Raw genomic sequence first — 12086 nt, 5'->3', positions numbered from 1 at the left:
ATTCAAAGTCCTTTTTGGGTTTTTGAAGTGAAATATATACTATTTGAGGTGTGTGAAATGGGGAAATCTCGAGAGCAGACGATGGAAAATATCTTAAAGGCTGCTAAGAAAAAATTTGGAGAGCGTGGCTACGAAGGTACGAGCATACAAGAAATCGCAAAAGAAGCGAAAGTGAATGTTGCTATGGCCTCTTACTATTTTAATGGGAAAGAAAACCTATATTATGAGGTGTTTAAGAAATATGGTCTTGCTAATGAGCTACCCAATTTTCTTGAGAAGAATCAATTTAAACCTATCGATGCCCTTAGAGAATATTTAACGGTTTTTACTAAACATATAAAAGAGAACCCTGAAATTGGATCATTGGCATATGAGGAGATTATTAAGGAAAGTGCACGATTAGAAAAGATTAAACCGTATTTCATAGGTAATTTTGAACAGTTAAAAGAAATATTACAGGAGGGTGAAAAGCAAGGAGTTTTTCATTTCTTCTCCATAAATCATACGATACATTGGATCACTTCTATTGTTTTATTTCCAAAATTTAAAAAGTTTATTGATTCTTTAGGGCCAAATGAAACGAACGATACAAATCATGAATGGATGCCAGAAGACTTAGTGGACAGGATTGTTACTGCATTAACAGATAAACCTAACGTGTAAATTATTCAGTATTTATGAATTCTATTATTACTATTTAAAGCCTAATTTCTCAATGTATTGTAGAGAAATTAGGCTTTTTTCAACACGTCATTAAGGTTTTTATAGTTCAAGGACTCAAGTTAATGATTATATTTTCAAGTATTCGTTTTGAGCTACATAGATATAGTTTTTGTTGCAACTGTTTGTTGAAATGCTTTATCATGCTCAACAATAACCATTGTGGGATTAAATTGTTGAATAAGTTCTTCAATCTGCATACGGGAATAGATATCTATAAAATTTAGTGGTTCGTCCCATATATATATATGGGCTTTTTCACATAAACTTTTAGCGATAAGCAGTTTTTTCTTTTGTCCACCAGAATAATGAGATATATCTTTCTCGAATTGAATTCGATCAAAGTCCATCTTACTTAGGATGGATTTAAATAAGGTTTCATCAATCTTGTGCTCTTCAATGAAGTCTGATAGCGACCCCTTCAAATGAGAAGTATCTTGTTGGACATAGGAAATGATGAGTCCTGTACCTAAAGTAACTAAGCCTGTATGCTGTATCGGATGTCCTAGAATTAGTTTTAGGATACTACTTTTTCCGCTCCCATTCGTTCCATCAAGTACAATTCGGTCACCTTGTTCAACTATGAAGCTAATCGGCTCATTCACAATTTGGTCATTGTACTTAACGGACACGTCAACCAAAGTAACCAATTCATTTGATTTAAATTGCAATTGTTCCAATTTTAATGACTCAGTTTTTTCCACATTTTTTAGTAATTTTGACTTTTCCTCAATAGCTTTTTGTTGCCTTGATTCAAGGTTTTTTGCTCTTTTCATCATCTTGGCTGCTTTATGTCCTACAAACCCCTTATCCAACTTAGAGCCTGAATTCCTCGTTCCATTTTTTGAAGCTTCCACGTCATGAGACCAACTTGCTGATCGTTTGGAAGACTGTTTTAATCTCCCTATGTCTTTTTGTAGACGCTCATTTGTAGCCTTCTCGTGCTCTTGCTGTCTATCAAAATTTAACTTCCAAGAAGAATAGTTACCACTTTGAATTTCAATATTTGCTCTATTAATAGATAGGATATGGTCAACGCACCCATCTAAAAAGATTCTGTCATGTGAAATTAAAATAAATCCTTTTTTCTTCCTTAGATAATTAGAGACTATCTTTCGTGCATCTGTATCTAAGTGATTTGTTGGTTCATCAATTAATAGGAATTGACCCGCATTTAAAAACAGTGCAGCAAGCAACACCTTTGTTTGTTCCCCATTTGATAATGTTTTAAATGGTCTGTACATGACCTCAGCATCAACATTTAAATAGGATATCTCACGTAGAAATTCCCAATCTGCGGCTTGGGGACAAATTTCTTCAAGGATTTCATGAGTGAATTTGTTCCTATCTGAAACAGAGTAGGGGAAGTAATTGAATTCTACCGAAGCAAGGATTTTCCCGCTATACTCATAATTCCCTAACAATAAATTAAAGAATGTCGTTTTACCTCGTCCGTTTCTACCAATAAATCCTAGCTTCCAATCCGTATCTATTTGGAAGTTTACACTTTCAAAAATATTATCAAAGCTACCTGGGTATGAAAAAGTTAAGTCTTGGACCTTTATCATTGACATAATAATTCCTCCTTTATATATCGAAACGTTTCATATAAAGTCGGAACATCCATCCATTTTTTAATTCCTCTATATAAGTTTGATGGATATTAACGACTTATATAGAGCATTACATGTGTAACAATAGTGTCTGAAGTACTCATTTTTCTCGCTCCTTTATTTGTGAAGTACATTTAACAATTAGTAAGTTTCAACTAAGCTAAACGGGAATAAAAAAATCCCCCAATTTGTAATCGGAAGGATTAGTCTTTCGTCTATACTTAATAAGTACTTATTAATCATTTGAATCATGACAAATAAAGTATGAACTGAATTTTAAAAATGGATAGACTAACCCTATATTTTGTAGTTTGATGTTATAAAATTCAACTTAAAATATAAATTAGTTAATCATTATTCATCCATCATTCCTTTCATAATTCTATTTTTAGAGTAACATTCTTTTTAGGGAGATGCAATATTAGCTTCAATTTCATTTAATCCTAGATCATTTATAATTCTTTGAGTAAGGAGATAAAATTTTACCTCTCTTTTTATAAACATCAAATTTTTGTTCAATAGGTCATGTCTTTTGTCCGTTAAAAAGGGAGGATATGAAATTGACATCAACCTTTGTTGTAACTATAATAGTTACAGTCGGTTCCGTAAACTAATTCGAATTGCTATGTTAATGATAGTATATTTTCATTCCTTTTTAAGTGTGACAGGTAGCAACTAACTATAATCCAATAGAGGATTAGATTCTATCTCATATTTAAAGGGTAGATAAGTTGTACCCGCCAAATTTACGATACGCAAATACTTAAAAAACTACATTTTTCAGCTTATCCTTTTTGGAATCCTCAGTATTGATAATTGTAAACATCTACAAAAAGTTAACAAGACTGTTGTATGTAGAAAGAAATCTTTTAAAAAGGTCATAATATGGATAATAGGTAACACACATTTAAATTTAGTAGGAGTTGTGCCACTATCAAGACATTTTTTTAATAAAAGTATAGAAAAAACTCAAGAAGGTGAGTCCATTGCGTAAACATGCATATGTGCAATTTTATGTATTGATATTGGCTTTAATAGCTTATATAAGCTTTTGCTTTATATTTATATTTGTTTTTCCAAGTCTTTATTTCGTATCAGATTTTAATATCCGACTATCATCTTTAGTTGTTGAAACTACTGTATTTATCTCACTACTGTATTCTATATTATCCAGAAAAATTAAGTTAGGAGTATTCTGGGTTTGCATTATTATTGCGATAGGTTGTTTCTTGATAGGAAATTTTATATCTGCTTTTCAAGTACTTAATGTAGAATTACCAATAAAAAATTTTAATATCTCTGATGTATTTTTGTTGCTTTTCTTATTCTTCTTTCTCTTTGCGTTCTTTTATAAAATCATGATGGAATGTAATAAATGGGAGAAAGCATATTTGCTTTGTGATTTATGCATAGTTGTTACTGCTATTTTTACATTAGAGTGGTATTTATTTAATAAACCTTCTGCAAATATCTTATTCTTATCAATTGGAGATGTTTTTCTCTCATTTATTTTTCCGATTATAGATTTATTGCTTCTATTACTTGGAGTTACACTAATCTTTCGACCTGCTATTTTCAATGCAAAAAGCAAATTGTATATTTTTATCCTAGTATTAACTGGATTAGCTATTACGGACTATTTGTATTTTTACTTACAAGGTGATTTGTCAGAGCGTTCAGTTATATTTTTAAGGTGTTTGTATAGAGTTTTCCTATTATTTATTGCTATTGCTGCTACAATTCCAAAGGATGTTTCTTCTAAAAGAAATTATTTTATTATTAATCCGACATTTGGAGAGAAACTTCTTGGCATATTCCCTTATCTTGCAGTTGCAGTCTTAATTGGCTTTACTTTGAAAGAGCAAACGTCTTCAGCTACATTGATTACGGGAAATTGTATTGCTTTTGTATTTGTACTGATTCGTCATACAATCGTACGAATGCAAAACAAAGATTTAACTGAAACATTAAAAGTGTTTAATAATCAATTAGAACAAACAGTATCTCAAAGAACAAGGGATTTAATAAACAAATCTAATGATTTGGTAAAAAATCAAGAAAGATTTAAGTCATTATATGAGTATCATCCGGATCCTATTTTAACGATTGATTCAACTGGTATCGTATTAAATATAAACCAGGCTGGAAGTATGTTATTAGGAAAAGACAGTGCTGTATTAATAGGGAAAGAGTGCTTCTCTATTTTTTTAGATGAAGATAAATCTGAATTGGAAGCGGCTATAAAGAAAGGGAGACGATGTAGTTCATCTTCACTACAGTTGCGTGTGAAAAATAACAATGAGAAGGACATGCTGTTTTGGTATGTCACTATAGTTCCTATTATGATAGAAGGTCAAACTTTTGGGAGTTATGTAATGGTAAAAGACATAACGAGGATGAAACAACAACAGGATGAGATAAACTACCTTGCATTCCATGATACGGTGACGGAGATTGGAAATCGTATATTCTTCCAACAAGAATTAGATAGATCCATTAAGCGTGTGCAAAAAACACAGGATAAATTTGGGCTCCTGTATATTGATTTAAACCGCTTTAAGACTATTAATGATACACTGGGCCATTCCATTGGTGACAGGGTTTTAAAAGAAGTTGCCAAACGTTTTAGGACATGTCTTTCACCGACAATTCCTCTAGCAAGAATAGGTGGTGATGAGTTTGCAATCATTGTCCATAACCAAACAGAGCAACAGCTATTGAATTTGTGTAAAGCTCTATTTCTTATAACTGAAGAACCATTCGTAGTAAATCAGCATAGTTTTTACTTATCTCTTAGTATAGGAATAGCAGTGTATCCATTTGGAGGAATAAATACTACTACACTTTTACAACACGCTGATATCGCTATGTATAGCGCAAAGGAAAAAGGTAACAATGCTGTTTGTATGTATGACGAGACATTATCTCAAAAAGTAACCCGTCGATTACGATTAGAACAGGATTTACCAAATGCAATTGAAAATAATGAGTTGTTTTTATTGTATCAACCACAAATTGACAGTAAGGAAGGTAAGGTTATTGGTGCAGAGGCTTTAATACGTTGGCAACATCCAGAACTTGGGCTGATTTCTCCGTTTGAGTTTATACCTATCGCAGAAGAAACGGCGCAGATTATTTCAATTGGAAAGTGGACGTTACAGAAAGCGTGTCGACAACTGAAAGAATGGCATTCTGCGGGCTTTTCAAATCTAAAGATGGGGATAAATTTATCAGCTATAGAGTTTGAACAGAAAGATTTTGTTCAAACCATTATATATACCATAGAAGAGATAGGAGTACCTGTTAATTCGATTAATTTGGAATTAACAGAGCGAATCGCCATGGTAGATGAAAAAGAAACTTTATCAAAGTTAAAAGCATTAAAATCATTTGGTGTACATTTATCAATTGATGATTTTGGTACAGGTTATTCTTCATTAGCGTATTTACCTCTTTATCCAATTGATACTTTGAAAATTCCAAGAGAATTTGTTAATAGGATTGGAACTTCTACTGATGGAGGTGAAATTATACAGACCATTATTTCACTTGCTCATACTTTAAACATGAAAGTCATAGCAGAAGGGGTAGAAACGAAAGAACAATTAACAGTGTTACAACGTAATGCATGTTATCTAATTCAGGGCTATTACTACAGTAAACCTGTAAATGATGATGAATTTATTGTTTTTTTAAGTACAATACAAAATGAATAAATGAAAAATCAGTATATGTATGAAATAAAGTGAAAAGAGGTTCTATCCATATGGATTTGAACGTCTTTTTACTTTATTTTCAGTAGTTATGCAGCAAGGTTTCAGCCTTTGAAAGTAAAATAAGTATCTATATTCCTTGTATTTTGGGTTAATAGGATATGAGGTGAAAGTTGCTTCTTGTGAAAAAGAATTAGGGCTAGCTTGTATATTCTTAAAGCAATTTGAAAAAGGATTAGCAGTTTGTATGGAATTAGGAAATGAAGAGTATGTATATCATTTCAATATTTTACGTTCTCTTAATGAAGATGAAGCAATTAAACTCTTAGAAGAAGTGAAAAAAGTATTTCTTACTTCGAAAAGCAAGGTTTATGGGATTTCGTAGAAGAATATGCAGATCTAAAAAAGGAAGAATTTATACAATAATCACATGCTATCATTTTTAATAGCTAATTAACAAAGGGACTCCAATTATGGAGTCCCTTTGTTAATGGGGTAATGCTTTGGTTTATCTAATTATAGCAATATTTGTAAAAAGTGTAAAGGGGTCCTAGTTTGGAGGGGGAATTATTTAATCTTTTTTATTTAATAAAAGGGATAATATTTAGTTATCTGCGCTTCTTAATTATGTTTTCTATCACAATTTGAAGTGAATTTCAGTTAATCTTATTTATTTTATGGGAATTATAAGGTATACTAAAAGTAGGTGCAAAATGTACCATTTGAAAAAGAGTGAATTGCAAAAAGGAATCCGTAAAGGATTCCTTTTTTGTTTCTTTGAAAATGAAGCAATGTTCTAATTATCTCATTCATTTTTATGAATACGCTGCGATCTTATAAACTAAAAAGGCTTTTATGGAAATTTGCCATATTCCTGTAACAAAACAAAGGTATGTTATGTGTGTTAAATATAAAGAGAAAGAAGGAAAAGTTGTGAAAAAAATTTTGCCAATTGTTGCGTTATTAGGCATGATGAGTTTTGGAGTACAGGAAATGAATGTAAGAGCTGATACATACCACAAGGGCGATTCGAAAATTAGTTTTTGGGATTCGAAAAGAAAGGGTACTAATTTCATGAATAGTACGTCATTACCTGAAAACTATAAAAGTGCAAAAGAAGCTAATATTGAATATGTACGTTTAGCACCTGATAAATGGGCAAAAGATAAAGATTTTCTATTTGAGGATAAACCAGATACTTCTGGAAAGGATTTTCTGATAGGTAATGCAGATAACTATCAGGGATTAGTAAAGGAGGATTTAGAAAAATTAAAGGCGGATTTAGATGCCGCACAATCACAAGGAATGAAAGTTGTTCTTACAATGTTATCTTTACCTGGTGATCGATGGCGCCAATTTAATAATAACAAGAATGACGACAGAATATGGGAAGAAGAGAGGTATCAAGAACAAGCAAGTCAATTTTGGAAGGACCTTGCTCTGGAATTAAAAGATTATCCTGCGGTGGTGGGTTATAATATTATAAATGAACCACATCCAGAAACAGCTAAAAATAATAGATATAATGATTTTTGGACAGAAGATTACGAGAAATGGTATGCAAAAGTGAAGGGAACGACAGCGGATTTAAACAGATTGTATCAAAAAGTAATCAATTCCATTCGTGAAGTAGACCAAGAAACACCAATTATTTTAGATTCAGGTTTATATGCTACTCCATGGGCTTTTAAATATTTAAAACCAGTAAAGGATAAAAAAACGCTTTACGCATTTCATATGTATGAACCATATGAATTAACGAGTCAAGGTGAAAAGAAAAATAAAGAATATCAATATCCAGGATTAGTAAAAGTAGGAGACTTAGAGAAACCTGTAATGTGGAATAAGCAGGGATTAGAGAAATTTTTGAAGCCAATCCAACAATGGTCTAAGAAAAATCATGTATCATCTAATCGAATTATTGCAGAGGAGTTTGGAATTAACCGTACTGTTCCGGGAGCTACCCAATACATGCAAGATCTTATTTCTATCTTCAACCAAAAAGGTTGGCATAAATCATTCTATGCATTCCGTGAAGACACATGGACAGGGATGAATTATGAATTGGGAACAGGAAAAATAAAATGGGATGAAGAGGGTAAACCGGTGCCTCAAGATAATTCACTCTGGGAAGTAATAAAAAAAGATTTACAACCACATAAATAGTTTAGAATATTTGTCCTAAGGACTAAATGTAAGCATCTAATTCAAGTAGAATTAGATGCTTTTTTTCAAAAAAGGTGGAAGCTTAAACAAATATAGTTGCAATTGAATTGACCTTTAAACTGAAAAATTTTTATGAATTTTTTGTGAGATTCCAACCCTTAAATGTTGAAAATTATTTACTGATTTCTCCAATTGGATATATTTCTCCAATCGGATGGAAGTTTAGAATACAGAATCAAAACATAATAAGCTGTTATCGATGAGTTTATCTTAAAGTTGTTATTTAATGTGTCATCCAATAACATTTATATACAATAATAAATAAAGAAAAGGAGATGTTTATGAAAAAATATAGAGTAATAGATACAACTTAAATAGTATGAATAGTTTAGATTGTAAAAACATGAAGAAGAAAACAAAAATCCTTAAGAGTACTAAGGAAAAATGAAGGAGATAATATGGGGAATAATTCAAAATATAAAACTAGAAAAATACTTGCAGCTACTGCTACAGTAACTATGCTTGCGACTGGAATGATTTCTTCATCAGATGTCTTTGCGGAGCAAAAGGAGCAGCAAAAAAATTTATCGACATCACTGCAAAGTGAAAAATCAGTTAAATCAGAAAATAGAACATTTACAGTCCCAGGAAAAGGGGATGTTGAGCTAATAAAACAACAGGAAAGAAAAAGTATGGCATTTAGTCCATATGAACCAACTGGTTTATATGCAAAACCAAATGAACAAATAACGATTAATGTAGAAGGTAATCAAGATATTCAGGTATATATTGGAACGTATTCATATGATGCTTCTTGGAGAGAAGATTCTAAGATAAAATCATTTACATTAAAACCAGGTATAAACACAATCCAATCTCCAAATGGGGGGATGATTTATTTTTATAATAAACAACAAGGTGGTACCATTCGAACAACAATTACAACAGGCGGAACGACTACGCCTTTCTTTGAACTAGGAAAGCATACGAAACAAGATTTAATTAACATGCTGGACCAATATCCAAATGCACATGCAGTGGAGTTAAAAGGAGAACGTGTATTAATTACGGCCAGTCCTGCACGTATTAAGAAATATTTGTTGGGTTCTAATACAGATCCTGTACAACTCTTAAAAAAGATGGATGAAGCTACTCGAATTCAAGACAAAGTAGCTGGATTATCTGAAGAACAAGTAGATAAACATTATGTTCATTACGTAGAAGAAAATCATTCTCCCGATTATTATATGTATGCGACTTCTTATCGAACTGCATATGTAGGAGATGCAATTCAATATGTATTAGATATTAATAAATTTATAAAAGATGGTTGGGGTCCATGGCATGAGGCAGGGCATTTGAGACAGCAATCACCTTGGAAATTTTATAATATGACAGAAGTACAAAATAATATATACAGCCTTTCTGTAGAAAAAGCATTTACATCTAATCAACCTTTTAGATTGCAACAAGAGGGTGCTTATACTAAGGCATTTCAATACTTAGAACAACCTAATAAAAATTATGACGAAGTTAGTGATGTTTTTGTTAAGCTTGTTATGCTTTGGCAACTACAGCTAGCATATGGAGAGGATTTCTATCCTAAATTGCATCAATTGTATAGAGACATGCCTTCAAGTGAACTTCCACAAACTGATGAAAATAAAAAACAATTATTTATGATTTCAGCATCAAAAGTAGCCAAACAAAATTTGATTCCTTTCTTTGAGAAGTGGGGATTACGTCCAAATAACGATACTATTCAAAAAGTAGCTGCATTAGGATATCCAATTTTAACAGCAGAGATTTGGAAGAGTACGGATTCTAATCCAATTAAACCAGATATGCCTAATGAAAATAATATTTTAGAAGGAAACCAGTTTGCATGGTCACTAAAAGGAATTAGTGATTTCGAGTTTGCAAAAGTCAATTTTAATAAGTCGACAGAAGAGATGCAAATTGATTTAAAAGCAGGCGTACCACATCATTATTTTAATGAAACATATGCGAGTATTAAAGTACAAAATGCATCAGGAAAAGTAGTATACAATAAAGATATTTATGGGAACAAACAACAAAATGCTGAATCGCAAAAAGTTCCAGTTAAAGTAGGGGATTATATTGAGCTGACACATCTAGAAGGTGTGCATAGAGCTACTTTAATAAATGTAGGTAACAGTAAACAAGAAAGTTTTGGAAAAAAAGGCATGTATGAAGTTACAAAAGAAGGCTTGAAGAAAGTAGAAAAAATGCCAGAAACAACGGTTTTAGATGGAAATCATTTTGGGTGGTCTTTAAAAGGATATAGTGATAGAGAAATCGCAAAAGTAGATTATAATAGGACAACAGAGAAAATGCAGGTGAATTTAGAAGCAGGCGTACCACATTCTTACTTTAATAATACGTATGCAAGTATTACAGTAAAGAATTCAAATGGTGGTGTTGTGTACAATAAGGAAATAGTAGGGAATAGACAACAAACTGCTGAAAGCCAAACCGTGCCCGTAAAAGTGGGAGATTACATTGAGTTTACCCATATAGAAGGGGAAGCAGTAAAGGAAAAAACACGCGCTACACTTATTAATCTTGAGAATAATAAACAAGAATATATGGGCAAAAAAAGAACCTATCAAGTTACTTCAACGGGATTAAACAAAATAGATTAACATGAAAAACATTCTAAGTATTAGTTGGATGCAAATAGTCGTTCATTATGAACGGCTATTTGGCTTTTATTTAAAGAAAGGTGAAATGAAAATACCCTCTCTTTTGTATATACTTTCGTTTCCAAAAATTTCTACGTTTTTTTATCAGGGGGAAAATAATTTGAAAAATGTGCTTGAGAATTGATACATGTTTAATTGCTATAGATTTGAGAAAAAAGAAACAGAATAGTAAGGTATTTGTTGATAAATCCTCTCAATCGTTACAATATTTTACATATTTGGTATGATATATATGAGTTCTATGTATATTAAGGGAGGAATGGGAATGAAAAGGTTCATAACACGTGCAAGTGGTAATACAATCTCAAAAAGGTTAGTTTTAATGGTGTTGTCGATGGTTTTAATGATAGTGATGATTACACCATCGAATGATGTATCGGCAGCCAATCTATCAAAAGCAGGTTCACTAAAAGGCGTGAATTTATTTAATGGAAGTTGGACAGTTGCTATACAGGCAGCAAATTTACAATATGTTTCGGCTGAGCCTTCGGGAAATATAATAGCAAATCGTAATGCAGTTAATGAATGGGAGAAATTTGAATTAATTTCGACTGGGGAATTATATACGTACGCTTTAAAAGCTAAAAGTAATGGGAAGTATGTTTCGTTTGAGCCAAATGGTAGAGTAGTAGCAGATCGTACATCAATTGGTGCATGGGAAAAGTTTATCTTATATAATGGTGGAGACAATAGGATATATGTATTACAAGCACTAAGTAATGGTAGATATATATCAGCAAATGGTGGTAGAGAATTAACAGCTACTAGTTATGTAGCTGGAAGCTGGGAAAGATTTGTTATTGTATACTTCTAAACTTTGAAGTGTTATATATCTAAATGATAATAGCATGTTTAGTTTGTATAAATACCTAATACAATAAATTGTTAAGTATGTAATACAAGTGTATATTAACGTGTAAAAGGGCTGCAAATAATTAGCGGTCCTTTTTGCATGTTAAATAAGCACTTACTGAGGTTATAATGAAAAGAAAAAGAACCCTATAGGGTTCTTTTTCAAGGCATATTAACAGTAAGGAGAATCATGAAATGCTACTTCAAATCTTTATTAGGGGAAAGATTTTGAATAAGCTTAACATACATCTATTTTTACATAAATGTAATATATAGTAAATTGATAATGTTTATAC

7 protein-coding genes are annotated in these 12086 nt (G+C 31.8%); 6 read left to right on the top strand and 1 reads right to left on the bottom strand.

The window, feature by feature from the left end:
* The first annotated feature begins 57 nt into the window (after positions 1-57).
* Positions 58-663 (top strand): hemolysin II regulator HlyIIR, encoded by a 606-nt coding sequence (gene hlyIIR, locus DN403_RS25510; RefSeq protein WP_000520485.1) that lies wholly within the window; start codon positions 58-60, stop codon positions 661-663.
* Between the two features lie 152 nt (positions 664-815).
* Here hlyIIR and DN403_RS25505 read toward each other — a convergent pair whose 3' ends face one another.
* On the bottom strand, positions 816-2294 hold the full coding sequence (locus tag DN403_RS25505) for an Lsa family ABC-F type ribosomal protection protein (protein WP_017763486.1): 1479 nt from the start codon (positions 2292-2294) through the stop codon (positions 816-818).
* Between the two features lie 1025 nt (positions 2295-3319).
* Here DN403_RS25505 and DN403_RS25500 point away from each other — a divergent pair.
* The 5 genes from DN403_RS25500 (at position 3320) to DN403_RS25480 (ending at position 11752) form a co-directional block, all read left to right on the top strand.
* The gene (locus DN403_RS25500; RefSeq protein ID WP_142287859.1) at positions 3320-6049 is read left to right on the top strand and encodes a sensor domain-containing protein; all 2730 of its coding nucleotides are present in this window, start codon (positions 3320-3322) and stop codon (positions 6047-6049) included.
* Between the two features lie 151 nt (positions 6050-6200).
* Positions 6201-6431 carry a hypothetical protein gene (locus DN403_RS25495; protein WP_042886887.1) on the top strand — a complete coding sequence of 77 codons (231 nt, stop codon included), beginning with the start codon at positions 6201-6203 and terminating at the stop codon, positions 6429-6431.
* 512 nt (positions 6432-6943) lie between these two features.
* Entirely contained in the window at positions 6944-8212 is a 1269-nt protein-coding gene (locus tag DN403_RS25490) for a glycoside hydrolase family 5 protein (RefSeq protein ID WP_025989072.1), read from the top strand.
* 458 nt (positions 8213-8670) lie between these two features.
* A complete protein-coding gene (locus DN403_RS25485) occupies positions 8671-10878 on the top strand; it encodes a M60 family metallopeptidase (RefSeq protein WP_000527922.1) in 2208 nt (735 codons plus the stop codon).
* Positions 10879-11203: 325 nt separating this feature from the next.
* Complete coding sequence (locus tag DN403_RS25480) at positions 11204-11752, top strand: fascin domain-containing protein (protein WP_000819434.1); 549 nt, start codon at positions 11204-11206, stop codon at positions 11750-11752.
* The last annotated feature ends 334 nt before the right edge of the window (positions 11753-12086 follow it).

It is taken from the genome of Bacillus sp. AY2-1 (assembly GCF_008368965.1).
Taxonomy (GTDB): Bacteria; Bacillota; Bacilli; order Bacillales; family Bacillaceae_G; genus Bacillus_A; species Bacillus_A thuringiensis_S.
This window is presented reverse-complemented; position numbering and strand designations above follow the sequence as displayed.

What these genes read in the sequence shown, in the direction of transcription:
- hlyIIR (WP_000520485.1), top strand. Translation starts at nt 58, where the DNA reads ATGGGGAAATCTCGAGAGCAGACGATGGAAAATATCTTAAAGGCTGCT.
- DN403_RS25505 (WP_017763486.1), bottom strand. Translation starts at nt 2,294, where the DNA reads ATGTCAATGATAAAGGTCCAAGACTTAACTTTTTCATACCCAGGTAGC.
- DN403_RS25490 (WP_025989072.1), top strand. Translation starts at nt 6,944, where the DNA reads ATGTGTGTTAAATATAAAGAGAAAGAAGGAAAAGTTGTGAAAAAAATT.
- DN403_RS25485 (WP_000527922.1), top strand. Translation starts at nt 8,671, where the DNA reads ATGGGGAATAATTCAAAATATAAAACTAGAAAAATACTTGCAGCTACT.
- DN403_RS25480 (WP_000819434.1), top strand. Translation starts at nt 11,204, where the DNA reads ATGAAAAGGTTCATAACACGTGCAAGTGGTAATACAATCTCAAAAAGG.